This window comes from Rahnella sp. CFA14(1/10), from assembly GCF_004195095.1.
GTDB lineage: Bacteria > Pseudomonadota > Gammaproteobacteria > Enterobacterales > Enterobacteriaceae > Rahnella > Rahnella perminowiae.
The window spans coordinates 73,600-98,325 of the sequence record NZ_SEWS01000014.1; the positions used below are offsets into that span (position 1 = coordinate 73,600).

A 24,726-nucleotide genomic window follows, 5' to 3' on the forward strand; every position below is an offset into this window, starting at 1 on the left:
TATTAACGCTGGCAGCGCGGGCAGAAAAATGTGGTGCGCTGCGCCTGTTTCTTACTTTCAATGGGCATACCGCATGCCCGGCATGGCTCGCCCGCTCTTCCATATACCTGCAATTCCTGTGCGAAATATCCCGGTTTCCCATCCGACTGGAGAAAGTCCTTCAGCGTCGTCCCGCCTTGTTCAATAGAGCGCAACAATACCGCTTTGATGGTTCTGACCAGCAACTCTGCCTCATCACGTTTGAGTGAATGTGCAGGCCGGTCAGGGGAAATTCCCGCTACAAACAAAGATTCACTGGCATAGATATTTCCTACGCCAACCACGAGTTTATTATCCATCAGCCAGGGCTTAATGGGGGATTTCTTCGTGCGGGATTTCTCACACAAGTAATCCGCCGTGAAATCTTCGCTTAGCGGCTCCGGCCCCAGATGGGCTAAAACATTGCTGGCAGTCAGATCCGAAGACCATAACCAGGCACCAAAACGGCGCGGATCGGTATAACGCAGCACATGGCCGGTATCCATCACCAGATCAACGTGGTCATGTTTGCCTGCTTCGGTTTCTTCCGGCAATACCCGCAAACTCCCTGACATACCCAGATGAATAATGATCCACCCGGTTTGCAGCTCAACCAGCAGATATTTTGCCCGACGCTGCACACTCAGAACCGGCTGATCGCTTAATGCTAAGATTTCCGCCGAGATAGGCCAGCGCAGGCGCGGATTACGCACGATGGCATGCAGTATTGTGTGGCCTTTAAGATAGGGTTCAATCCCTCTGCGGCTGGTTTCAACCTCAGGTAATTCCGGCATAATTTTCCCTTGAGCAAAAATCGTGTTCAGAGTTTGTCGCAGACACTGACATCAGGCAAATAAAAGTCGCAATGAAAAGAAATCATGAAATTCAGGCAATAAAAAACCCGGCCGGAGCCGGGTTTTAGCAATCCACTAAAATTATTTAATTTTAGCTTCTTTGTAGATCACGTGTTGACGGACAACTGGATCGAATTTCTTCAGTTCCAATTTTTCCGGCTTAGTACGCTTGTTCTTCGTAGTGGTATAGAAGTGACCAGTACCAGCAGAAGAAACCAGCTTGATCTTCTCGCGAACACCTTTAGCCATGATGCAGTTCCTTAATACTTCTCACCGCGGGCACGCAGATCGGCCAAGACCGTCTCAATACCCTTCTTATCAATAACACGCATACCTTTAGCAGATACACGCAGAGTTACAAAGCGCTTCTCAGCCTCAACCCAAAAACGGTGGGAGTGCAGGTTCGGCAGAAAACGGCGTTTGGTCGCGTTCATTGCGTGGGAACGGTTGTTACCGCTCACCGGGCGCTTGCCAGTAACTTGGCAGACTCGGGACATGTCTATTCTCCAAAAATCAAATCAGCTCGAGCTTCGTATAGGGTATGGCCGCCTCGTCAGGCTTTTAGAGCCCATCTCAGCAAACTCCACTGAGAACCGACTCACTGTCGTCGGGTAAAAAACCAATTCATCAGGTCAGAAACCTGCTGAGATAGGCTCTTAACGCCAAACCCAAGATTCTCAAAGGTGGCGTAGTATACGCTCTGTAGCGTAAGTGCTCAAGTCCCGAACAGCTAAAGATCCCTAAGGATCTTCAAAAAACGACGCTAAATCCAGCCGCGTTCGGCAAAAGATACCGTTTCTCCGTGGCCTACAACCAAATGGTCAAGGACGCGAATTTCCAGCAGCTGGCACGCACGAATAATCTGTTCAGTCACTTTTCTATCCATCAGGCTGGGCTCAGCCCGACCAGATGGGTGATTATGCGCCAGAATTAGGGCTGCCGCATTAACCTTCATCGCACCACGAACAATTTCGCGGGGATACACTTCTACGTGCCCAATAGTACCAGCAAACATCTCCTCATGGCGAATAACGCGATGCTGGTTGTCGAGAAAAAGTACCAGAAACACCTCTCTTTCCCGAAAAACGAGTAAATTCTGCAAATATTCGCGGATGACTGCGGGGCTGAGCATCGCATTTTCAGCACTCAGATGGCGTAAGTAGGCGCGGCGGGATAATTCGGATACGGCTACCAGCTGTGAAAACTTGGCCACTCCCATTCCTTTTGTGCGTGCCATGGTGTCAAAATCGGCCTTCAGTAATTTAGGTAATGAACCAAATTCATCCAGCAGATTTTTTGCCAACTCCATGACATGCAATCCCTTGCATCCCGTGCGCAAATAGATCGCCAGCAACTCCTGATCCGTCAGCTCTTTCGCTCCCTGTTGCAATAATTTTTCGCGTGGTGGCATCTCTCCCGGCCACGGGTCTTGCTGTTTCGTCATCCTGACTCCTTTTCGCGGCGATTGTGGCACAACATTCTCCCCGTCATGAGGTCCGGTGCGTCAGCTTGCGAGATGTTACGCAGAATTTTTATTCCTTAACTTTCGTAGTATCGCCAATAGCTGTCATCATTCCCCGTTATGCTAAAATGTCGCTTCTTTCAGCTTTCAACTAATCGGACAATGATGATGACGGGACTTTCCGGCAAACATATTGTGCTCGGTATCAGCGGTGGTATCGCTGCCTATAAAGCACCAGAACTGGTACGTCGCTTACGTGAAAGAGGCGCTGAAGTCCGCGTCGTCATGACAGAAGCGGCGAAATCTTTCGTGACGCCGCTGAGCCTGCAGGCGGTTTCCGGCTATCCGGTTTCTGACGACCTGCTTGATCCGGCGGCCGAAGCGGCAATGGGACATATCGAGTTAGGGAAATGGGCAGATTTAGTCATTATTGCCCCCGCCACTGCGGATTTGCTGGCTCGAATGAATGCCGGCCTGGCAAATGATCTGCTGACAACGGTATGTCTGGCGACAGCGGCACCGGTCGCAGTACTGCCTGCGATGAACCAGCAAATGTATCGTGCGGCCGTCACACAAGAAAACCTGCAAAGCCTGGCAGCACGGGGCACATTGATGTGGGGTCCGGACAGCGGCAGTCAGGCCTGCGGTGATGTGGGGCCTGGACGTATGCTGGATCCGCTGGTGATTGTTGATATGGCGAATACGCATTTTTCTTCACGCAACGATCTGGCGCACCTGAACATTATGGTGACCGCAGGCCCGACCCGCGAGCCTCTGGACCCTGTCCGCTTCATCAGCAATCACAGCTCCGGCAAAATGGGTTTTGCGATTGCCAGAGCCGCCGCTGAACGGGGTGCCAAAGTGACACTGATCGCCGGGCCGGTAACACAACCGACGCCCGCGAATGTCCGCCGTGTTGATGTGGAAAGTGCGCTGGAAATGCAACAAGCCGTGCAGCTTTCGGCGGCATCTCAGCATATTTTCATTTCCTGCGCGGCCGTGGCAGATTATCGCGCAGAGCATATTGCTGATGAGAAGATCAAAAAGCAAGGCGATGAAATCACGGTAAAAATGATTAAAAACCCTGATATCGTTGCCGGTGTTGCAGCGATGAAAGAGAACCGACCTTACGTCGTGGGGTTTGCCGCTGAAACCCAGAATGTGGAAGAATACGCGCGGCAAAAAAGGATCCGTAAGAATCTGGACCTGATTTGCGCCAACGATGTTTCACGTGCCGGGCAAGGTTTCAACAGCGATTCCAATGCTTTGCATCTTTTTTGGCAGGACGGGGATAAAATCTTACCGCTCAGCGATAAGTCCCTGCTTGGTCAACGATTATTAGAAGAGATTGTCAGCCGTTATGATGAAAAAAATCGACATTAAAATTCTCGACCCGCGCATCGGTTCGACTTTCCCTTTACCGGCTTACGCGACACCCGGGTCTGCGGGTCTGGATTTGCGCGCCTGTCTGGATGCTTCAGTAGAGCTGAAACCGGGTGAAACCACACTGCTGCCAACCGGTCTGGCTATTCACATTGGTGATGCTAATCTGGCGGCGGTTATTTTACCTCGCTCCGGCCTGGGGCATAAACACGGTGTCGTTTTGGGTAACCTTGTCGGTCTTATCGACTCTGATTATCAGGGCCAACTGATGGTGTCGGTGTGGAACCGCGGTCAAACAACATTTGTTATCGAACCAGGCGAGCGTATTGCTCAGATGGTGTTTGTGCCTGTCGTTCAGGCTGAATTCAATCTGGTGAAAGATTTTGACGCCAGTGAACGCGGCGAAGGTGGTTTTGGCCATTCAGGTCGCCAATAAGAACCTGTTCAGCACCGCTGATTTTGACGCGATATTGAACAGATCCTTATCACTATCAGACCGTAACAACACATAGGGAACGAAATAAGCCGCAGGATCACAGTGATTCATGCGGCAGTTGTGCGGTTTCTCCATGATTTTAGCCGTTTTTTAGCAAGGGTCTATTCAGACATGGCAGAGAAAGAAACGACAAAAAGGAACAGGCGCGAAGAGATTTTGCAGGCCCTGGCGCAAATGCTTCAGTCCAGCGATGGCAGCCAGAGGATCACGACTGCAAAACTCGCCGCCAGTGTAGGTGTTTCAGAAGCAGCGCTTTACCGTCATTTTCCCAGTAAAACACGCATGTTTGACAGCTTAATCGAGTTTATCGAAGACAGTCTGATCACCCGTATCAACCTCATTCTGCAGGATGAGAAAGATACATTAAACAGAATACGTCTGATTTTGCTGCTGATTTTGGGCTTCGCCGAACGTAATCCGGGACTGACCCGAATTATGACCGGTCATGCCCTGATGTTTGAACAAGATCGCCTGCAAGGCCGCATCAATCAGCTTTTTGAGCGAATTGAAGCGCAACTGCGTCAGGTGCTTCGGGAAAAGAAAATGCGTGAAGGCAGCGGATTCATCAGCGATGAAACTCTGCTCGCCAGCCAGTTACTGGCATTTTGCGAAGGGATGCTGTCGCGTTTTGTACGCTCTGAGTTTAAGTACAAACCGACGCAGGATTTCGATACCCGCTGGCCACTGATCTCTGCTCAGTTGCAATAAAACCTGCCCGGCAGAGGCAAACATCAGTATCAAAAAGGGCCGAAAGGCCCTTTTGTTTTACTCATAGGATAGTGACTACATTAAACGCCATATTCCTGCTGGTAAGCCCGGACAGCCGCCAGATGATCAGCCATTTCCGCTTTCTCTTCCAGGTACTCAATCAGGTCAGCCAGCGTAATAATTGAAATTACTTTGCAATGGTAATCACGCTCAACTTCCTGAATAGCAGAGATATCCGCCCGTCCGCGTTCCTGACGATCAAGAGAAATCAATACGCCTGCCAGAGTGGCTTTGTTCGCACTGATGATTTCCATTGATTCACGGATAGCGGTACCGGCAGTAATCACATCGTCGACCAGCATGACACGGCCCTGTAACGGGCTGCCGATCAGCAAGCCACCTTCACCATGATCTTTGGCTTCTTTGCGGTTAAAGCAATATGGCACATCGCGCTCATGATGCTCAGCCAGAGCAACGGCAGTGGTCGTCGCGATGGGAATACCTTTATAAGCCGGACCAAACACTAAATCGAAATCAATATTGGAATCCATCAATGCTTCGGCATAAAAACGTCCCAGTAACGCCAGATCACGGCCAGTATTAAATAAACCGGCATTGAAGAAGTAAGGACTGATGCGCCCGGACTTCAGGGTAAATTCGCCGAATTTCAAAACCTGTTTGTTCAGTGCGAACTCAATAAACTGGCGCTGATAGGCTTTCATTGATGGTCTCCTCGATAACGTCTTGTTTCTCATTGTCAGCCCGCAGGCCATAAAAAAGGCGACTTCTCAGTCGCCTTAAAAAATTATTCCGCCAGCGCCGCTTTCTGCGCCTGGAAGATAGTGTCGATGCCCTCTCGTGCAAGAGCAAGTAAGCCGAGTAACTCTTCGTGGCTGAACGGCTCACCTTCTGCGGTGCCCTGCACCTCAATCATGCGGCCATCTTCCATCATCACGACATTCATATCGGTTTCTGCCGCTGAGTCTTCAACATATTCGAGATCACACAGTGCTTCGCCTTTCACGATACCGACAGAAACTGCAGCAACCATACCCTTCATCGGGTTCGCTTTCAGTTTACCGGCAGCTACCAGCGCATTCAGCGCATCGGCCAGCGCAACACAAGCACCGGAAATGGACGCAGTGCGCGTGCCACCATCCGCCTGTAACACATCACAATCGAGCGTAATGGTGAATTCACCCAGCTTTTTCAGATCGACAGCTGCGCGCAGGGAACGGGCAATCAAACGCTGGATTTCCAGAGTACGGCCGCCCTGCTTGCCTTTTGCGGCTTCACGGGCATTACGGGTGTGGGTAGAACGTGGCAACATGCCATACTCTGCGGTGATCCAACCTTGTCCCTGACCTTTCAGAAAACGCGGAACACCTTCCTCCACCGTCGCGGTACACAGCACTTTGGTATCACCAAACTCCACCAGCACGGAACCTTCAGCGTGTTTAGTGTAATGGCGGGTCAGTGTTACGGGGCGCACTTGTTGTGCATTTCGGCCTGCTGGACGCATGGATACTTCTCCGGGTCGCGAATCATGTTTGGCTGCGCATTATACGGACTTCGCGAGGTAATGCCTATCATGACCCGCTCGCGGGGGCTATAATCGCTTCATCTTTACATTAACAGGTACGCATACATGATCCGTAGTATGACCGCTTATGCCCGACGCGAAATTAAGGGTGACTGGGGCAGCGCAGCGTGGGAACTCCGCTCCGTAAACCAACGTTATCTCGAAACCTACATCCGTCTGCCCGAGCAATTCCGCAGCCTGGAGCCGGTTGTCCGTGAGCGTATTCGCGCCCGGCTGACCCGTGGTAAAGTCGAATGTAATTTGCGTTTTGATCTCGACCCTGGCGCACAAAGCACGTTACAGCTTAATGAAAAGCTGGCGAAACAGCTGGTTGAAGCGGCGCAATGGGTGAAAATGCAAAGTGATGAAGGCGAAATTAATCCGCTGGAAGTCCTGCGCTGGCCGGGCGTTATGCTGGCCGAAGAACAGGATCTGGACGCCATCAGCACCGAACTGCTGCTGGCGCTGGAAACCGCACTGGACGATTTCATCAGCGCGCGCGAAAGCGAAGGTGCAGCACTGAAAACGATGATCGAACAGCGTCTCGACGGCGTGAGCGCAGAAGTGGTGAAAGTCCGCGCCCAGATGCCAAATATTCTGCAATGGCAGCGCGAGCGTCTGGTCAGTAAACTGGAAGATGCACAGGTCCAGCTGGAAAATACCCGTCTGGAACAGGAACTGGTTCTGATGGCACAGCGTATCGATGTGGCTGAAGAGCTGGACCGGCTGGAAGCGCACGTCAAAGAAACACACAAAATCATGAAGAAAGAAGAAGCCGTGGGCCGCCGTCTTGATTTCATGATGCAGGAATTTAACCGCGAATCAAACACGCTGGCGTCTAAATCCATCAATGCCGATGTCACAACGTCAGCTATCGAGCTGAAAGTGTTGATCGAACAAATGCGCGAGCAGATTCAGAATATCGAGTAAATCCTCTGCCCTGCTTAATAAAAAACGCCTCAGGTCATTAAAGTCCGAGGCGTTTTTTTATGCGTCAGCGAAAAAGGAAATTAGTCTTCCCAGCGTTTCAGCAGTACGCAGGCGTTCACGCCACCGAAACCGAAGCCGTTTGACAGCGCGTACGTAATATCATGTTTCTGCGCGATATTACCTACAATATTCAACCCCGCAGCCGCTTCGTCTTTGTTTTCCAGATTCAGCGTCGGAGGAACAATTTGGTCGCGTACGGCCAGAATGGTGAAAATGGTTTCCAGCCCGCCAGCCGCTCCCAACAGATGTCCGGTTGCAGATTTGGTAGACGTGACAGCCAGTTTACCGTCAGTGCCGAACAGGGTTTTAATCGCATTGATTTCACCCAGATCGCCCACCGGCGTAGAAGTTGCGTGAGCATTCAGATGCTGCACGTCTGAAGGCTGAATACCTGCCTGGCGCAGCGCGATTTTCATCGCGCGGCCCGCACCGTTGCCATCTTCCGCACCGGACGTCATGTGGTAGGCGTCACCGCTGGTACCGTAACCGACAATCTCAGCCAGAATTCTGGCGCCACGTGCTTTCGCATGCTCCAGTTCTTCAATCACCAGCATGCCCGCGCCTTCGCCCATAACAAAGCCATCACGTGCGCTGTCGAACGGACGGGAAGCTTTTTCCGGATGATCTTCATGGCCGGTAGACATGGCTTTCGCCGCCGCAAAACCGCCCAGGCTCACAGTATCGATAGCCGCTTCCGCGCCGCCACACAGTGCAACATCGGCTTCGTCATTGCGAATCAAACGCACCGCATCACCAATCGCCTGAACACCTGCCGCACAAGCCGTTACCGGCGCGCCAATCGGGCCTTTAAACTGATGTTTAATGGAAACCTGACCAGACGCCAGATTCACCAGGAACGACGGTATCGTGAAAGGCGACAAACGCTTAGCGCCACGGCTGTCGTTGGTACGCACGGCATGGGCAATCGCCGGGAAGCCACCGATACCCGAACCGATGACGGTTGCAGTACGTTCCTGTTGTTCCGGTGTTTCGGCTTTCCAGCCCGCGTCAGCAACGGCCATATCGGCAGCAGCCATAGCAAACAGGATGAAACGGTCCATTTTTTTCTGGTCTTTTGGTACCACGAACTGATCCGGATCGAAACCAGACTCAGGATCCTGTTCTTTAGTTTGTACCTGACCACCAATTTTCACGGTCAGTGTTTCTACAATTTCTTCCGGCAAAACACGGATACCAGACTGACCGGCCAGCAGACGCTTCCAGATAGTTTCGATATCACAGCCCAGAGGACTCACAGCCCCCATGCCGGTAATAACCACTCGACGATGAGTCATAAACATTCCTCTCTGTCTGTATAAGACGTAAGTTTCCGCAGGCGATATATGAACCGGCCAGAAACGGGTTTCTTGATAATAACGGCTGACAGTATGTGACGAATTACGTTTTTGTAAACCCGTAACCCAAAATTTTGTTGCGTCTACTTTGCCAGACTTCGCAGGACCAGGCTGGTGATCGCCTGAACACGCTCTTCCAATTGTTCAGGTGTTTTTTGTTCCAGCAATAACGGATGCGAAAATGGCGTTGTCACCGTGGTGATCGCCATACAAACCTCATCCAGTGGCGTTTTACGCTCAAACTCACCGGACTCCCGGCCATCGGTAACCACTTTTTCAACAATGCTGTAAATCATAGCACGATGATTTAATGTCGATTTCCATTGCTGAGCCGACGCTGTTGCAGCCAGATCATGCAATTTCCTGTCCTGGAAGAAGAGATCCAGACTACGCGTCAGCAGCGTTTTAAAAATAGATCTTAGGCGCAGGGTCGCACTTTGGTTACTTTGCGCAATAACCATGAGTGCCTCATCTATCTGACCCACCCGCTGCGAGCAAATAGCTTCGCCAATGGCCTGTTTCGATTCAAAAAATTTATAAATGTAAGCGCTTGAAACACCGATAGATTTGGCAAGATCAGCCACTGATGTTTTGGCATAACCATAAAGACGAAAGAGCTCAAAGGCCGCATTTATAATTTGTTCACGACGTTCATGCTCGGCAGGTCCACGCTGTGTTAACGCAACCGGAATATCGGGCTTCATACACTCCTCCGGAGCAGATTTAACAATTAAGCAATGCGTCAATGAGTGACGATTTTAATTAATCGTAACCTATAAAAGGAGAAAATTCACTGCTGAGAAGAAATCGGGGGCATGGATAAATGTTAAAGCAGGGTCAAAACAGGCAAGCAATCCCTGTTTTTCTAATCTAAAATAACCCGGCATTCTTCTTTATCCTTTTACTCTGGCGGATTGAAAGGCTATTCACATTAGATTTAATAATCCTAAAACCAATGCAAAAGAAAAATTCAGTCGAGCATCAATGAGGAACTCATTACTCTACGCGGCTACTGTTTTCCCATTTACTGATTTGTCTGGCGAACATCCATGTTACTCACCGTTCTTTATATTATTGGGATCACCGCAGAAGCCATGACCGGTGCCCTGGCTGCCGGACGTCGGAAAATGGACTCCTTTGGTGTCATTATTATTGCGGCAGCGACGGCCATTGGTGGCGGCTCTGTCCGCGACATGCTGTTAGGCCATTATCCATTGGGATGGGTGAAGCATCCGGAGTACATCGTGATTGTGGCTGTTGCAGCGCTCATGACCACCTGGCTGGCTCCTCTCATGCAACATCTGAGAAAGCTTTTTTTAGTGCTTGATGCCCTGGGGCTGGTGGTATTTTCCATTATCGGGACACAGGTGGCCCTCGATATGGGACATGGCGCTATCATTGCTTCCGTTTGTGCAGTCATTACCGGTGTTTTTGGCGGTGTGCTGCGGGACATGATGTGCAATCAGATCCCGCTGGTGTTTCAGAAAGAAATTTATGCCGGCGTGTCGTTTGCTTCCGCCTGGGTTTATATCGGGCTGCAATATTTCTCATTGCCCCATAATCTGGTCGTTATCATTACACTGCTGATCGGCTTTACCGCACGTCTTATCGCCCTGCGTTTTCGCCTTGGATTGCCTGTCTTTAATTACCCGCATTCGGACCATTAATGCGCCGCCGTGTAGCCCGCTAGCGGAATGCAGGCAATTGCGCCTGCTTCAAAGCATTGGCCAAAACCTCAACGTCCGGATGATGTATAAAGTCAAAAACCTGAGCGGCCCGTTTGGCCCCGATCCCCTCAGTCATCTCCCAGTCGTGAGAGGTCAGCTGTGTCAACCTGTTCCAGCTTTGCTGCTGTTCTGCAAATCCCAGTGCAAAAGAAGGAAATCCTATTGCTGACAGCCAGCGCCGGAAGCCTTTTCCGCGCGCAAGATGAATCTGCGCCATCAGTTTTTGCGCCTGTTTAATACTGATACCCGGAACAGCATCCAGTTCTTTTTCATTAAGACTTAACCAACTGATGAGAGAACCCCCCGGGGAAGCATCCAATAACTTTTGCCATGTGGCCCCGCCAAACCCTGCCATATCCAACGCTTCCGGCCCGCTGAGCCAGATCAGGCGTGAGAGAAATTGTTGTATGCAGTCCGGTTCAGGTGTAAAGCAGGAAAGTGCGTTATAGCGCGTTGGATCAGGCAAAGGCATCTCCGTACGCTCATTTACCCGCCATGTCACTTCATCAAGTCGTGGGATCCCCTGTCCGGCCAGCGCGATTGCGACCTGATCACCGGGAAGAACATCCCATTGCCGGAACCGGCTGACCGATCCCAAACTCACCTTACTGACTAACTTATCGTCCAGCCGCAGGGGTTTCAGATTGAGGATAACGGTGACTTTCCCGTTTCGTCCTGTCGTGGTGCTGATGCCCGTGACATCGGTGAGCTGTCTGGCGGGCGGATATTTCCAGGCGACCGCCCAGATTGCAGGCTTACTTTGCCAATATTTCCCCGCAGGTTCTTCTTGCTGACGAACGACCACGCCATCCGTCGCAAAAGGCAGGGGTTGGTGAAACCAGTCTTCACGCCATTTTTCGACGTCTTCGACAGAGCTCACCGCCAGCGTGAACTGAGCCACAACCGGAAAACCGAACTGTCTGAGTTTCTCCAGGTGATCAGCCATAAGCACCGGACCGTCCGGCCATGACCAGATAAAAATACCCGTTTGCTTCAGCAGGTCAGAAGCAGAGGTACGCATCATTGCACCTGCGACTTTTGATCTTGCATTCATCCCGCCATCAACATTTTGATGATGACCGTTCATCTTCAGATAAAGCTCGCCCTGCAATACCAACTCAGGGCTCATGTCCGGAATGTTGAGCGGGATCGCCGGAATTGACGCAGCTTTTGCCGTCCAGTTTTGCCCTTTCTCGCCATCGCCGCGACTTACCAGTGCGGCCAGTTTCCCGTAACGGTAAATCAGCGATACTGCAACGCCATCGATTTTGGGCTGTACCCACAGATTCTTTCGTCCCTGCATCCAGTTTGCGACCGCGTGTTTATCTTTCATTTTATGCAGGCCGGTATGGGCCACCGGATGCACATATTCTGCATCATCACTGGCTGGCATTGTCAGCTCAGGTACCGGTTGGCTGGCGCACTGCAACCAGAATTGTTGTTTTTGACGCAAATGATCATAGACCGAATCTTCAATCGGGCTGCTGCCAGACTGATGATAGGCGGCATCCCATTGGGTCAACTGAGCGGTGAGGTGACGGGTTTCCTGTGTCAGACGTTCTGATGGCCAGCCGGGACATTCCGGCGACAGCGTATCCTGACCTGAAGCAGAGAAAACAAAAGTGAGCAGGCAGATAAGATAAATAAACTGGCGCATTAGCACCTCCTTGTGGAGACCAGTAAACGCCGGTGTGATTTTTCCTGCCAGTGGCATAACCCCTTATTGCGAGATGCCTTCCTGATTATTTCATCTGTTGCTGCAACGAAAAAAAAATGTGGAATGCAGCACGTAAATCTCTCAGGAAAGGCTATTTTCTGCGGCAAAGTTGCGATGAAATACGTCTGGACGCTGCACCGAATGCGGCGAGCGTGTATACTGTGCGGGAGATCACTCTTCGCATACTTCCTATCAACCCATTCAGTTGAAACGTCATTATGGTTCAAGGCACGCTGTATATTGTCTCCGCCCCGAGTGGAGCAGGTAAATCAAGTCTGATTCAGGCTTTACTTAAAACACAACCGCTCTACGACACACAGGTTTCTATTTCTCATACCACCCGTGCTATACGTCCGGGCGAGAAACATGGCGAGCATTACTTCTTTGTCGACAAAGAAGCGTTTCGCGAGATGATTGAACGTGATGCCTTTTTAGAACATGCAGAAGTTTTCGGTAATTATTACGGGACGTCGCGTGAAACCATCGAGCAGGTTTTAGCGTCGGGTGTGGATGTTTTTCTGGATATCGACTGGCAGGGCGCGCAGCAAATCCGGAAAAAAATGCCGCAGGCACGCAGTATTTTTGTCTTGCCGCCATCGAAAGATGAGCTAGACCGACGCTTGCGTGGCCGCGGGCAAGACAGCGAGGAAGTTATCGCAAAACGTATGGCACAAGCCGTGGCTGAAATGACCCACTTTGCCGAATACGACTATTTAATTGTCAATGATGATTTTGATCTGGCTTTATCGGATTTAAAAACCATTATTCGCGCTGAACGTCTGCGTCTGAGCCGTCAGCGGCTCCGTCATGACGGATTAATCACCAAACTATTGGCAGACTGAAGACACTTTCAGTATTATGCCCAGTCTTTCGTCACCCTGTGGAGTAGCACATATATGGCACGCGTAACTGTTCAAGACGCTGTTGAAAAAATTGGTAACCGTTTTGACCTGGTGTTGGTGGCTGCACGTCGCGCACGCCAGCTGCAATCTGGTGGTAAAGATCCACTGGTTGCTGAAGAAAACGATAAATTCACTGTCATTGCCCTGCGCGAAATCGAAGAAGGCCTGATCACCAATCAGATCCTCGACGTTCGTGACCGTCAGGAGCAACAAGAGCAGGAAGCCGCAGAGATTCAGGCAGTGACTGCCATCGCTGAAGGCCGTCGTTAATTAACGAAACGGATCCCACTTGTATATCTTTGAAAGCCTGAATCAACTGATTCAAAAATACCTGCCGGAGGAGCAAATTAAGCGCCTCGTGCAGGCTTACCTCGTGGCGCGGGACGCGCACGAGGGGCAAACACGTTCCAGCGGTGAGCCGTATATTACTCACCCGGTAGCCGTGGCATGTATTTTGGCTGAAATGAGGCTCGATCATGAGACTTTGATGGCGGCGTTATTACACGACGTTATCGAAGACACGCCTGCAACTTACCAGGATATGGAACAACTGTTTGGCAAAAGCGTTGCTGAACTGGTTGAAGGCGTTTCAAAGTTAGACAAGCTGAAATTCCGCGATAAGAAAGAAGCACAGGCGGAAAACTTCCGCAAAATGGTCATGGCGATGGTGCAAGACATTCGCGTCATCTTGATCAAACTCGCTGACCGTACCCATAACATGCGCACGCTGGGCTCTTTGCGTCCGGACAAACGTCGCCGTATTGCCCGCGAAACGCTGGAAATTTACAGCCCGCTGGCACACCGGTTGGGTATCCACCACCTGAAAACCGAGCTCGAAGAGCTGGGCTTCGAAGCCCTCTATCCAAACCGTTATCGCGTCATCAAAGAAGTGGTGAAAGCCGCGCGGGGTAACCGTAAAGAGATGATCCAAAAAATCCTCTCGGAGATTGAAGGCCGTTTAACCGAAGCCGGTATTCAGTGTCGTGTCAGTGGTCGCGAAAAACACCTGTATTCTATCTATTGTAAAATGCACCTGAAGGAACAGCGTTTCCATTCCATTATGGATATCTACGCCTTCCGGGTGATCGTTAAAGAACTCGATACCTGTTATCGCGTGTTAGGGCAGGCGCATAGTCTGTACAAACCGCGTCCGGGTCGGGTTAAAGATTACATCGCCATCCCCAAAGCCAACGGCTATCAATCTTTGCATACTTCGCTAATCGGCCCGCATGGTGTGCCGGTTGAAGTGCAGATCCGTACTGAAGATATGGATCAGATGGCGGAGATGGGGGTTGCGGCGCATTGGGCTTATAAAGAGAACAGTGAAACCAGCACTACGGCGCAGATCCGCGCTCAACGTTGGTTACAGAGTCTGCTTGAACTGCAACAAAGTGCGGGCAACTCCTTTGAATTTATCGAGAGCGTAAAATCAGATCTGTTCCCGGACGAGATTTACGTCTTTACGCCGGAAGGTCGTATTGTCGAATTGCCTGCGGGTGCGACACCGGTCGACTTTGCTTACGCCGTGCATACCGATATCGGCCATGCCTGCGTTGGCGCGCGCGTTGATCGCCAGCCTTATCCGCTCTCGCAGCCGCTGACCAGCGGACAAACTATCGAAATTATTACCGCACCGGGTGCCCGCCCGAATGCCGCCTGGCTGAACTTTGTCGTGAGCTCACGCGCGCGCGCCAAAATCCGCCAGATGCTTAAAAACCTGAAACGTGATGACTCCGTTTCACTGGGGCGTCGCCTGCTCAATCATGCGCTGGGTGCGGGTAAAAAACTGTCAGATATTCCGCCGGAAAACATTAAAAACGAGCTGGATCGTATGAAGCTCCCGGCGATGGATGACCTGCTGGCAGAAATCGGCCTCGGCAATGCCATGAGCGTTGTGGTGGCCAAAAACCTGATGGGTGACCAGTCTTCAATGGCATCGTCAGGAACCCGTAATCTGCCGATTAAAGGCGCAGATGGCGTGCTGATCACGTTCGCGAAATGCTGCCGTCCGATCCCAGGCGACCCGATTATTGCGCACGTCAGTCCAGGTAAAGGGCTGGTGATCCACCATGAATCCTGCCGTAATATTCGCGGTTATCAGAAAGAACCTGAGAAATTCATGGCCGTTGACTGGGATGACCACCAGGAAACTGATCAGGAATTTATCGCTGAAATAAAAGTCGATATGTTCAATCATCAGGGCGCACTGGCGAACCTGACCGCCGCGATAAATGCCGCGCAGTCGAACATTCAGAGTCTGAGCACCGAAGAAAAAGACGGTCGCGTCTACAGCGCCTTTATCCGCCTGACGACTCGCGATCGCGTTCATCTGGCGAATATCATGCGTAAAATTCGTATTATGCCGGACGTCATTAAAGTTACCCGCAACCGAAACTGATTGTTATGACCCCAGAACGTTATGCACGCATCCGCGAAATGCTTACAGCCCGACAGCCAGACCTGACGGTTTGCATGGAGCAGGTGCATAAACCGCATAACGTTTCTGCCGTCATCCGCACGGCAGACGCCGTCGGCGTTCACGAAATTCATGCTGTCTGGCCCACCACCCGAATGAAGACACTGGTCTCTTCGGCGGCGGGTAGCAACAGCTGGGTTCAGGTCAAAACGCACAAAAATATTCAGGATGCCGTCGCCAAAATGAAAGCGAAGGGCATGCAAATCCTGGCAACAAACTTGTCAGAGAAAGCCGTCGACTTCCGCGCGATTGATTACACCCGCCCGACCTGTATTTTGCTCGGTCAGGAAAAAACCGGTATCACACCTGAAGCATTAGCGCTGGCAGACAGCGATATCATCATTCCGATGATCGGTATGGTGCAATCTTTGAACGTTTCTGTCGCCTCAGCGTTAATCCTGTATGAAGCGCAGCGCCAGCGCGAAAATGCCGGTATGTATCGTCGCGACAACAGCCTGTTGAACGAGAAAGAACAGCAGCGGCTGCTGTTTGAAGGCGGCTATCCGGTCCTGTCGAATGTGGCAAAGCGGAAGAAACTGCCCCGCCCTTTCATTGACGATCGCGGGCAAATCATTGCCGATGATGAATGGTGGTCTGCGATGCAAATGACGGTTAAGAAAAGATGAAAGGCCGCCTGCTCGACGCTATCCCACTGACGTCGCTTTCCGGCGTCGGAGCCAGCCAGGCAGACAAACTCGCCAAACTCGGCCTTGAAACTATTCAGGATTTACTGTTTCATCTTCCTTTACGCTATGAAGATCGTACCCGCCTTTACACCATCAATGATTTACAACCCGGCATTTTCGCGACGATAGAAGGCGAAGTCCTGCGCAGCGATATCAGTTTTGGTCGCCGCAGGATGTTGACCTGTCAGATAAGTGACGGCACAGGTATGGCGACGTTACGCTTCTTCAACTTTAACGCCGCAATGAAAAACAGTCTGGCTGCAGGGCGTCGTGTTACCGCTTATGGTGAAATCAAACGCGGCACGATCGGCGCTGAAATCATTCACCCGGAATACCGTATTCAGGGTGAAAACAGCGAAGTCGTGCTGCAGGAATCACTGACGCCGGTTTATCCGACAACAGAAGGTATCCGCCAGGCGACATTGCGTAAACTGACGGATCAGGCACTTGAACTGCTCGACACAGTACCTATTGCCGAACTGTTACCAGAGGAACTGAGCCGTTCGCTGATCCCGCTTCCTCAGGCGCTGCATTTACTGCATCGCCCGCCGCCTGATATCCAGCTCGTCGATCTTGAGAAAGGTCATCATCCGGCTCAACGCCGACTGATTATGGAAGAATTGCTGGCACATAATCTCAGTATGCTGGCCGTCCGTGCCGGTACTCAGAGTTATAAAGCTCTGCCGCTGCGTCATGACGATCGCCTGAAAAATCAGTTCCTTGCCTCTCTTCCTTTCAGCCCCACCGGTGCGCAGCAACGGGTTGTGGCGGAAATTGAACAGGACCTGGCCAAAAGTTATCCCATGATGCGTCTGGTGCAAGGCGACGTGGGCTCAGGTAAAACGCTGGTGGCCGCCCTTGCCGCACTTTGCGCTATTGCTCAGGGGCAACAGGTCGGATTAATGGCACCGACAGAATTGCTGGCCGAACAGCATGCGAATAATTTCCGTCAGTGGTTTGAACCGCTGGGTATTCAGGTCGGCTGGCTGGCGGGTAAACAAAAGGGTAAAGCACGGCAGGCGCAACAGGATGCGATCGCCAGCGGACAGGTTTCGATGGTGGTGGGGACGCACGCTATCTTTCAGGAACAGGTTTTGTTCTCGTCATTGTCGCTGGTCATTATCGATGAACAACACCGTTTCGGTGTGCATCAGCGTCTGGCGTTGTGGGAAAAAGGTTTGCAACAGGGCTTCCACCCGCATCAGCTGATCATGACCGCCACGCCGATCCCACGCACACTGGCAATGACCGCTTACGCTGATCTGGATACGTCAGTCATCGACGAATTGCCGCCAGGGCGCACGCCGGTGACTACTGTCGCCATTCCGGACACACGACGCAGCGACATTATCAGCCGCGTCAAAAGTGCCTGCGAGCAGGAAAATCGTCAGGCTTATTGGGTGTGTACACTGATTGAAGAGTCGGAGATGCTGGAAGCGCAGGCCGCAGAAGCCACATGGGAAGGCCTGAAGGAGGCACTCCCGGCTCTGAATATCGGACTGGTTCACGGTCGCATGAAAGCCCTGGAAAAGCAGGCCGTCATGCAGGCCTTCAAACAAGGTGAAGTACAACTTCTGGTGGCAACGACTGTCATTGAAGTCGGCGTTGACGTACCGAACGCCAGCCTGATGATTATCGAAAACCCGGAGCGTTTAGGGCTGGCCCAGTTACACCAGTTACGCGGGCGCGTGGGTCGTGGTGCCGTGGCTTCTCACTGTGTTCTGCTCTATAAAACGCCGCTCAGCAAAACAGCACAGAAACGTTTGCAGGTTTTACGCGACAGCAACGACGGCTTCGTTATTGCTCAGCAGGATTTAGAAATCCGCGGGCCAGGTGAACTATTGGGCACGCGTCAGACGGGCAGTGCCGAGTTTAAAGTCGCTGACTTATTACGTGATCAGGCGATGATCCCGGATGTACAGCGCATTGCACGTTATCTGCAGCAACAATTCCCTGACCATGCCCAGGCCCTGATTGAGCGCTGGCTGCCAGAAAGAGTCCGTTACACTAACGCCTGATCTCTCTTCTCGCTCATTCGCACTTCATCAAATCATTATTAATAATGATGTTTTGTTTTCAACATATTCTCTTCCCTTTTCCCCATTGCGTCTTCAAAACAGCTTTCCGCTCAGGTTATTTGATAACCTTCACAGAGTGGGGCAAAGCAGGTAACCGGTTCCACACCCCGCCACTACACTGATGATTATTAAGGCAACCCTGTCTGATGTCCTCAACATAAGGTCAAATCATCATGAGTATCAGTCAATCCCTCTTTACCTTTATAGAACAAAAAATCAGCCCCTTTGCCGCACGACTGTCTTCACAGCGACATGTCATGGCGGTGCGGGATGGCTTTATTTCAGCAATGCCCTTTATGATTGTGGGTTCGTTTTTACTGGTTTTTGTTCACCCGCCGTTCTCGCCTGAATCGTCCTGGGGCTTTGCCAGAAACTGGCTGGCGCTCTCGGCAAAATATGAAGTGCAGATCCTGACACCGTTCAATATGACGATGGGCATCATGTCTATCTACATCTCGGCATCGATTGCCTACAATCTGGCGAGAAGTTATAAACTCGATCCGTTCATGACCGCAATGCTGGCGCTGATGTCTTTCCTGCTGGTCGCAGCACCGCAGATTGATGAAAAGATGTCGACGGCAGCGCTGGGCGGCGTGGGGATCTTTACCGCCATTCTGGTGGCAATTTATGTCACCGAACTGACGCGGTTACTGAAAAAATACAATATTGGTATCCGTTTACCCGAACAGGTGCCTTCAAACATTAAGCATTCGTTTGATTTGTTGATCCCGATTGTTGCCGTGGTGATTACGCTTTTCCCGCTGAGCTTACTGGTACAGTCAGGGTTTGATATGTTGTTGCCACAGGCGATTATGGCGCTGTTTGAACCGCTGATTTCTGCCGCAGACTCACTGCCTGCAGTACTTCTCGCCGTGCTGATTTGCCACCTGCTGTGGTTTGCGGGCATCCATGGCTCGGCCATTGTTTCCGGTATGTTGCAAGCGTTTTGGTTAACCAATCTCGGTCTGAATCAGACCGATCTCGCTGCCGGTTTACCCATGACACACATCATGACCGAGGCCTTCTGGAATTTCCTGATCGTTATTGGCGGTTCAGGAGCGACGATGGGGCTGGTGCTGTTATTCTGCCGAAGTAAATCAGCACATCTGCGTACGATGGGGAAACTCAGCCTGGTGCCAAGTTGTTTCAATATCAATGAGCCGGTGATTTTTGGCACGCCTATCGTCATGAACCCGGTATTTTTCATCCCTTTCCTTCTGGCACCGATGGTCAATGCTGTTATCGCCTATTTTGCCGTTTCGACGGATATTCTTCCGCACATGATTTCACTGGTTCCGTGGACATCGCCAGCGCCGATTGGTGCGGCATGGGCAATGGGCTGGGATTTCAAAGTATCAATACTGGTCATACTACTGATGGCGCTGTCGATGGTGATTTATTACCCGTTCTTCAAAGTTTATGAGAAGCAGTTACTGACGCAGGAGAAAACCGCTGAAGCCGAACCGATGTTCACTAAAAAAGCGGACGCAGCACAATAAACCTGACGGGAAGGAATGAGTCAGGCACAGAAGCGACGTTTCTGTGCCTGTTTTTTTAACTGATCGCCGGGAATACGGGCAACATCAGATAGAGTTTAATCACAATCGCATTAGCAATATCAATGAAGAACGCCCCCACCATCGGCACCACCAGAAACGCAAGATGCGAAGGACCAAACTGATTGGTGATCGCCTGCATATTGGCAATAGCCGTCGGGGTAGCACCCAGCCCGAAACCACAGTGTCCTGCCGCCAGCACCGCTGCATCGTAGTTTTTTCCCATCACGCGATAAGTCACGAAAATTGCGTAACACGCCATCGAGAGCGTTTGCACGATAAGAATCGCCATCATCGGCAACGCGAGAGATGCCATCTCCCATAATTTAAGACTCATCAAAGCCATGGCGAGGAACAGCGACAAACTGACGTTACCCAGCACGGATACCGCACGGTCAAAGACACGGTAAAAACCGAGCCATGCCAGTACGTTACTCATGATAACGCCCACGAAGAGCATGCAGACAAAGGTTGGGATTTCAAAGGCCGAACCTTGCAACATGCTGGAGGTATATGTGCCTGCCATCAGGCAAATCGCGATCAGGGCGATAGTTTCCACCATCACCAGTGGCGTAATCATTCTGCCAATTGACGGTTTCTCAAATGCGCTCGGATCGACCGTATCTTCAGGATTTCCGTTGGGGGAGGAAGAATGGCTAACCAGATAGCGCGCCACCGGACCGCCAATAATACCGCCAAGAACCAGTCCAAAAGTCGCGCAGGCCATAGCGACTTCTGTGGCATTTTCAAAGCCATAACGCTCAATAAACAGTTTGCTCCATGCCGCCCCGGTGCCATGCCCGCCGGAAAGGGTAATCGACCCCGCCAGCAATCCCATCAGCGGATCCAGCCCCAGCATTTTCGCCATACCGATGCCGATGGCATTTTGCAAAAGCAGTAAACCCAGAACAACAAAGACCAGCAGAAACAGGGATTTCCCACCTTTCCGCAGGCTTGCCAGATTAGCGTTAAGACCGATCGTGGCAAAAAACGCCAGCATCAGTGGCTCTTTTAAAGACATGTCGAAACCGACTTCCCAGCCGAACATCTGATTAGCGAGCAGCAGCAATAAAGCGACCAGTAAACCACCGGCAACAGGTTCAGGAATGGTGTATTTCTTGAGGAATTTGACCGACTGGACGCATTTTCGTCCTAAAAGGAGTACCAACGTGGCAGCAACCAGGGTGCCGTAGGTATCGAGTTGAATCATTGACGAACTCCATTCTGAAATAAATCCAATAAAATTATTGGCTTATAAAATTTACACTGACATATTTTTTCCCAGAAACTGAATTAGAAGTCATACACACTACATCAGGCAAGAAAAACAGGTCATAAATCCCACCCAATCCCAAACCTGCTGCGGAAAATCCCGCTTAGCAAACGATTGCTTTTGTCGCTGATTTCTATAAAAATGCCCGCTTTGCCGCTTATTGGAATGCCACAGCATGAGTTCGCAAACCGCAGAACAAGAAACACAGCAACCCGATCTCTCCCGCCAGCAAAAAAGTGAACTGATTTACCGGCTCGAGGACCGTCCGCCATTACCACAGACATTATTCGCCGCCTGTCAGCACTTGCTGGCGATGTTTGTTGCGGTAATAACACCCGCATTGCTGATTTGTCAGGCGCTGGGTTTACCTGCACAGGATACGCAGCACATCATCAGCATGTCGCTGTTCGCCTCCGGTCTGGCCTCTATTTTACAGATTAAGACCTGGGGACCGGTCGGCTCGGGTTTACTCTCTATTCAGGGCACCAGCTTTAACTTTGTGGCACCGCTTATCATGGGCGGGATGGCGCTGAAAAATGGCGGTGCGGATGTGCCGACCATGATGGCGGCGCTGTTCGGTACGCTGATGCTGGCTTCCTGTACCGAAATCATTCTTTCCCGTTTCCTGCATCTCGCGCGCCGCATTATTACGCCGCTGGTTTCCGGCATTGTGGTGATGATTATCGGGCTGTCACTCATTCAGGTCGGTCTGACGTCTATCGGTGGCGGTTATGCGGCCATGAGCGATCACACTTTTGGGGCACCGAAAAATCTGCTGCTGGCTGCCGTTGTGCTGGTGGTGATTATCCTGCTAAACCGTCAGCGCAACCCTTATCTGCGTGTCGCGTCTCTGGTTATCGCGATGGCCGTGGGTTATCTGGTAGCCTGGATGACGGGCATGTTGCCAACCGTCGCGCCAGCCACACAAAGCAACTGGATAACATTACCGACACCGTTGTATTACGGTCTGGGTTTTGACTGGAATCTGCTGATCCCGCTGATGCTGATTTTCATGGTGACATCACTGGAAACCATCGGGGATATTACGGCCACTTCAGACGTTTCTGAACAACCGGTCAGCGGCCCGCTGTATATGAAGCGCATAAAAGGTGGCGTGCTGGCCAATGGTCTGAACTCAATGCTTTCTGCAGTATTTAACACCTTCCCGAACTCCTGCTTCGGACAAAACAACGGCGTCATTCAACTGACCGGCGTTGCCAGCCGTTATGTTGGTTTTGTGGTCGCGCTGATGTTGATTATCCTCGGGCTGTTCCCTGCCGTTGCAGGATTTGTGCAGCATATTCCTGAACCGGTGCTGGGCGGTGCCACCATCGTGATGTTCGGTACTATTGCCGCTTCAGGTGTGCGTATTGTTTCCCGTGAGCGTCTGAATCGCCGCGCGATTATGATCATGGCGCTTTCTCTCGCCGTCGGCATGGGGGTTTCACAGCAGCCGCTGATCCTGCAATTCGCGCCAGACTGGCTGAAAACCCTTCTGTCTTCTGGCATTGCGGCGGGCGGTATTACTGCGATTGTTCTGAATCTGGTTTTCCCTCACGAAAAGTGATCACGGGATGTAATCTGTGTGCAACAGCGGCAGTGGGTCTGGAACCCCTGCCGTTTTTTATTGCCTCCGTTCTGCTAACCTGTTGAGAAAAGTCGCTGTTTGCGGCATAAACAAAGAATCTTTTTTCCACTTTCCCGTTACAGGGCTCCAGACGATGAGATTTATCGGTAAAATTTTGCTGACGTTCGCCTTACTTCTGGTGCTGGCGATCGTGCTGGTATACGTCCTATTACAAACCCGCTGGGCGGCTGGCTGGGTCAGCCGCTGGGTCAGCAATAACAGCGAGTATCGTCTTTCCGTGGAGAAACTCGACCATAACTGGTCGTCGCCGGGTCGCGTGACGTTAACCCATGTGATTTTCGGGCAGAAGAATCAACCGGAAGTGCTGAATGCCGGTGAAGTTGATCTGGATTTAAGCTGGCGGCAAATCACCGAACCGCGCTTTTTCGATCGCGTCGTTTTGGTCAACGGACGCCTCAACGTCAGTCCCTCCTCAATCAGATTGCCGTTGCAGGCCAATACTTTGCAACTGAGCAAGATGGCGCTTACCGGCAATGCCGCGGGCTTAGACATTCAGGGCCAGCAAATTAACGCCGGTATTTCGCCGTGGCAGCCAAAATCCAATCAACTATTAGGGGATAAGGCTGACTTCCAGCTGAGCGCTGCCGGCCTGACGGTCAACGGGCTGGCAACCGAAAATGTGCTGATTCAGGGCAATATCGATCATAAAAATCTGACGCTGAGTAATTTTGGCGGCGATCTGGCCCGCGGTCAGTTAACGGGCAAAGCCACACAGGCCGCCGACGGTAGCTGGAACATTGAAAACCTGCGTCTGAGCAATGTGCGCCTGCAAACTTCAAAACCGCTTTCCGCTTTCTTCGATGACTTCCAGACCCTGCCAAAAGTGACTATTCAACGCCTTGATCTGATTGATGCCCGTTTGCAGGGAACGGACTGGGCATTCAGTGACGTTGATTTATCCGTGCAGGATCTGACGCTCGAAAAAGGCGACTGGCAAAGCGACGAGGGTGAAATCACCCTGAATGCGACCGATATGATTGATGGGAATCTGCATATTCAGGATCCGATCATTAGCCTCGACCTTTCGCCGCAGGGTATCGCTATCAAACAAGCCACGGCGCGCTGGGAGCGCAGTTTATTGCGCACGACCGGTAACTGGCTGCGCGCCAACAAACGTCTGCAGCTTGATGAGGTTTCCGTCGCGGGCCTGGAATACACGCTGCCGGAGAACTGGAAACAACTCTGGAACCAGGCGCTGCCAGATTCGCTGTCTGAAGTCTTTATCAGCCGGTTTATTGCTAACCGGAACCTGATTATTGATATCAATCCGCAGTTCCCCTTCCAGCTGACCGCGCTTGATGGCCTTGGCAATAACCTGCTGCTGGCGCGTAATCATCAATGGGGGATCTGGAGCGGTAAACTGAATCTGAATGCCAGCGAAGCAACGTTTAACCGCAATGACGTGCGTCGCCCTTCCATCACGCTGGAGGCGAACGACCGACAGGTGAATATTTCAGAGCTGAGTGCCTTTACCAAAGAGGGATTGCTGGAAGCCAGCGCGACGGTTGATCAGCAGCCACAGCGTCATTTCTCTATGAAAATGACCGGTCGCTCCGTACCGGCAAATCAGCTGGAAAACTGGGGATGGCCACATGTTGCACTGGAAGGTAATGCCAATATGCAGCTGAATCTGCAAGGACAAATGCCGGCAAACGTTGATTACAAACCGACGCTCAGCGGTACATTGCAGATAAACGGCAGCCAGACAATTGAACAGAGGATGGTGAACGGATTGGTTTCCGGTGCACCCGCGTCCGCAGCCCCTTAGTTCTGATCAGAACCGTAAATATAAAAAGGCACCGCAATGCGGTGCCT

Annotated in this window: 23 protein-coding genes; 13 read left to right on the forward strand and 10 right to left on the reverse strand. The window is 51.4% G+C overall.

The annotated features are described in order from the left end of the window. Positions 1-2: 2 nt before the first annotated feature. The 4 genes from mutM to radC form a co-directional block, all read right to left on the reverse strand. Entirely contained in the window at positions 3-812 is an 810-nt protein-coding gene (mutM, locus tag EVX52_RS22985; protein ID WP_129992191.1) for a bifunctional DNA-formamidopyrimidine glycosylase/DNA-(apurinic or apyrimidinic site) lyase, read from the reverse strand. 141 nt (positions 813-953) lie between these two features. Next, the gene (rpmG, locus tag EVX52_RS22990; protein WP_004392084.1) at positions 954-1,121 is read right to left on the reverse strand and encodes a 50S ribosomal protein L33; all 168 of its coding nucleotides are present in this window, start codon (positions 1,119-1,121) and stop codon (positions 954-956) included. Between the two features lie 11 nt (positions 1,122-1,132). Then, the gene (gene rpmB, locus EVX52_RS22995) at positions 1,133-1,369 is read right to left on the reverse strand and encodes a 50S ribosomal protein L28 (protein WP_004931195.1); all 237 of its coding nucleotides are present in this window, start codon (positions 1,367-1,369) and stop codon (positions 1,133-1,135) included. 266 nt (positions 1,370-1,635) lie between these two features. Continuing rightward, positions 1,636-2,316 carry a DNA repair protein RadC gene (radC, locus tag EVX52_RS23000; RefSeq protein ID WP_129992192.1) on the reverse strand — a complete coding sequence of 227 codons (681 nt, stop codon included), beginning with the start codon at positions 2,314-2,316 and terminating at the stop codon, positions 1,636-1,638. 183 nt (positions 2,317-2,499) lie between these two features. On the opposite strand from radC, the gene coaBC reads away from it, so the two are divergent. From coaBC to slmA, 3 genes are all read left to right on the forward strand, one after another. Next, entirely contained in the window at positions 2,500-3,717 is a 1,218-nt protein-coding gene (gene coaBC / locus EVX52_RS23005; protein WP_205951624.1) for a bifunctional phosphopantothenoylcysteine decarboxylase/phosphopantothenate--cysteine ligase CoaBC, read from the forward strand. Then, the gene (dut, locus tag EVX52_RS23010; protein WP_165385196.1) at positions 3,695-4,153 is read left to right on the forward strand and encodes a dUTP diphosphatase; all 459 of its coding nucleotides are present in this window, start codon (positions 3,695-3,697) and stop codon (positions 4,151-4,153) included. The genes coaBC and dut overlap by 23 nt, the downstream gene beginning before the upstream one ends. A gap of 171 nt (positions 4,154-4,324) precedes the next feature. After that, positions 4,325-4,921, forward strand: coding sequence for a nucleoid occlusion factor SlmA (gene slmA, locus EVX52_RS23015; protein WP_013577628.1), 597 nt, complete (start codon positions 4,325-4,327; stop codon positions 4,919-4,921). A gap of 80 nt (positions 4,922-5,001) precedes the next feature. Here the strand turns inward: slmA and pyrE are convergent, their stop codons facing one another. Both pyrE and rph read right to left on the reverse strand, forming a co-directional pair. Next, positions 5,002-5,643 (reverse strand): orotate phosphoribosyltransferase, encoded by a 642-nt coding sequence (gene pyrE / locus EVX52_RS23020; protein WP_129992193.1) that lies wholly within the window; start codon positions 5,641-5,643, stop codon positions 5,002-5,004. A gap of 83 nt (positions 5,644-5,726) precedes the next feature. Further along, on the reverse strand, positions 5,727-6,443 hold the full coding sequence (gene rph / locus EVX52_RS23025; RefSeq protein WP_129992194.1) for a ribonuclease PH: 717 nt from the start codon (positions 6,441-6,443) through the stop codon (positions 5,727-5,729). A gap of 126 nt (positions 6,444-6,569) precedes the next feature. Here rph and EVX52_RS23030 point away from each other — a divergent pair, with 126 nt between their 5' ends. Continuing rightward, entirely contained in the window at positions 6,570-7,433 is an 864-nt protein-coding gene (locus tag EVX52_RS23030) for a YicC/YloC family endoribonuclease (protein ID WP_015699232.1), read from the forward strand. 80 nt (positions 7,434-7,513) lie between these two features. Here EVX52_RS23030 and fabF read toward each other — a convergent pair whose 3' ends face one another. Continuing rightward, on the reverse strand, positions 7,514-8,788 hold the full coding sequence (gene fabF / locus EVX52_RS23035; protein ID WP_129955266.1) for a beta-ketoacyl-ACP synthase II: 1,275 nt from the start codon (positions 8,786-8,788) through the stop codon (positions 7,514-7,516). 143 nt (positions 8,789-8,931) lie between these two features. Continuing rightward, the gene (locus EVX52_RS23040; protein WP_129955265.1) at positions 8,932-9,552 is read right to left on the reverse strand and encodes a TetR/AcrR family transcriptional regulator; all 621 of its coding nucleotides are present in this window, start codon (positions 9,550-9,552) and stop codon (positions 8,932-8,934) included. A 345-nt stretch (positions 9,553-9,897) separates the two neighbouring features. Between EVX52_RS23040 and EVX52_RS23045 the strand changes: the two genes are divergently transcribed. Further along, positions 9,898-10,515 carry a trimeric intracellular cation channel family protein gene (locus tag EVX52_RS23045; RefSeq protein ID WP_129955264.1) on the forward strand — a complete coding sequence of 206 codons (618 nt, stop codon included), beginning with the start codon at positions 9,898-9,900 and terminating at the stop codon, positions 10,513-10,515. Positions 10,516-10,534: 19 nt separating this feature from the next. Here EVX52_RS23045 and ligB read toward each other — a convergent pair whose 3' ends face one another. Then, entirely contained in the window at positions 10,535-12,232 is a 1,698-nt protein-coding gene (gene ligB / locus EVX52_RS23050) for an NAD-dependent DNA ligase LigB (RefSeq protein ID WP_129992195.1), read from the reverse strand. 278 nt (positions 12,233-12,510) lie between these two features. Between ligB and gmk the strand changes: the two genes are divergently transcribed. The 6 genes from gmk to EVX52_RS23080 all read left to right on the forward strand — a co-directional run bounded on the left by gmk (position 12,511) and on the right by EVX52_RS23080 (position 19,933). Then, the gene (gene gmk, locus EVX52_RS23055) at positions 12,511-13,134 is read left to right on the forward strand and encodes a guanylate kinase (protein ID WP_129955262.1); all 624 of its coding nucleotides are present in this window, start codon (positions 12,511-12,513) and stop codon (positions 13,132-13,134) included. A 54-nt stretch (positions 13,135-13,188) separates the two neighbouring features. Beyond that, positions 13,189-13,464: a DNA-directed RNA polymerase subunit omega gene (rpoZ, locus tag EVX52_RS23060; RefSeq protein ID WP_015699238.1), complete on the forward strand. Its 276-nt coding sequence runs from the start codon at positions 13,189-13,191 to the stop codon at positions 13,462-13,464. A gap of 19 nt (positions 13,465-13,483) precedes the next feature. Continuing rightward, positions 13,484-15,592 (forward strand): bifunctional GTP diphosphokinase/guanosine-3',5'-bis pyrophosphate 3'-pyrophosphohydrolase, encoded by a 2,109-nt coding sequence (gene spoT, locus EVX52_RS23065; RefSeq protein WP_129955261.1) that lies wholly within the window; start codon positions 13,484-13,486, stop codon positions 15,590-15,592. A gap of 5 nt (positions 15,593-15,597) precedes the next feature. After that, entirely contained in the window at positions 15,598-16,296 is a 699-nt protein-coding gene (gene trmH, locus EVX52_RS23070) for a tRNA (guanosine(18)-2'-O)-methyltransferase TrmH (RefSeq protein WP_129955260.1), read from the forward strand. After that, positions 16,293-18,374, forward strand: a complete 2,082-nt coding sequence (recG, locus tag EVX52_RS23075; protein ID WP_129992196.1) for an ATP-dependent DNA helicase RecG — start codon at positions 16,293-16,295, stop codon at positions 18,372-18,374. The genes trmH and recG overlap by 4 nt, the downstream gene beginning before the upstream one ends. Before the next feature lie 233 nt (positions 18,375-18,607). Beyond that, positions 18,608-19,933: a PTS sugar transporter subunit IIC gene (locus EVX52_RS23080; protein ID WP_129955258.1), complete on the forward strand. Its 1,326-nt coding sequence runs from the start codon at positions 18,608-18,610 to the stop codon at positions 19,931-19,933. Positions 19,934-19,988: 55 nt separating this feature from the next. Here the strand turns inward: EVX52_RS23080 and gltS are convergent, their stop codons facing one another. Further along, the gene (gene gltS / locus EVX52_RS23085; protein WP_129992197.1) at positions 19,989-21,200 is read right to left on the reverse strand and encodes a sodium/glutamate symporter; all 1,212 of its coding nucleotides are present in this window, start codon (positions 21,198-21,200) and stop codon (positions 19,989-19,991) included. Positions 21,201-21,438: 238 nt separating this feature from the next. On the opposite strand from gltS, the gene EVX52_RS23090 reads away from it, so the two are divergent. Together EVX52_RS23090 and EVX52_RS23095 are read left to right on the forward strand one after the other, a co-directional pair. Then, the gene (locus tag EVX52_RS23090; RefSeq protein WP_129955256.1) at positions 21,439-22,830 is read left to right on the forward strand and encodes an NCS2 family protein; all 1,392 of its coding nucleotides are present in this window, start codon (positions 21,439-21,441) and stop codon (positions 22,828-22,830) included. Positions 22,831-22,984: 154 nt separating this feature from the next. Beyond that, positions 22,985-24,679, forward strand: a complete 1,695-nt coding sequence (locus EVX52_RS23095; RefSeq protein WP_129992198.1) for an AsmA family protein — start codon at positions 22,985-22,987, stop codon at positions 24,677-24,679. The last annotated feature ends 47 nt before the right edge of the window (positions 24,680-24,726 follow it).